Here is a 741-nt window from a genome sequence, read left to right as displayed (position 1 = left end):
AAAAAGACTTTCTGATTTGGCAAAATACCGCGACCCCACCCACCGAGTTTCCCGATGAAGCAGATGACCTTCGCCGACGCCGAGTACGCTGGCAAGCGCAAGCAAACCCGCAAGGAGTTGTTCCTGATCGAGATGGATCGGGTGGTGCCGTGGAAGGGCTTGATTGCTTTGATCGAGCCACATTATCCGAAAGGTGAAGGTGGCCGTCCGGCCTACCCGTTGATGGCGATGCTGCGTGTGCATCTGCTGCAGAACTGGTTCGGCTACAGCGATCCAGCGATGGAGGAAGCGCTGTACGAAACCACGATCCTGCGCCAGTTTGCCGGGCTGAACCTGGAGCGCATCCCCGACGAAACCACCATTCTCAACTTCCGCCGCTTGCTGGAGAAACACGAGCTGGCGGCCGGCATCCTCGCTGTCATCAATGGCTATCTGGGCGACCGCGGCCTGTCGCTGCGCCAGGGCACCATCGTCGATGCAACGCTGATCAATGCGCCCAGTTCGACCAAGAACAAGGACGGCAAGCGCGACCCGGAAATGCACCAGACCAAGAAGGGAAACCAGTATTATTTTGGCATGAAGGCCCACATCGGCGCCGATGACGAATCGGGTCTGGTGCACAGCGTAGTGGGCACGGCGGCCAATGTGGCGGATGTCACCCAGGTGGACAAATTGCTGCATGGCGACGAAAACGTGGTCTGCGCCGATGCAGGCTACACCGGTGTCGAAAAGCGGCCCGAG

The 741-nt window shown here is 59.1% G+C and carries 1 protein-coding gene; it reads left to right on the top strand.

What is annotated here, in order from left to right; translation table 11 throughout:
- Positions 1–54 precede the first annotated feature (54 nt).
- On the top strand, positions 55–741 hold a 687-nt coding region (locus BG57_RS30955), incomplete at its 3' end, for an IS5-like element IS1384 family transposase (protein WP_035971156.1).

This window comes from Caballeronia grimmiae (assembly GCF_000698555.1).
GTDB classification, from domain to species: domain Bacteria; phylum Pseudomonadota; class Gammaproteobacteria; order Burkholderiales; family Burkholderiaceae; genus Caballeronia; species Caballeronia grimmiae.
This window is presented reverse-complemented; position numbering and strand designations above follow the sequence as displayed.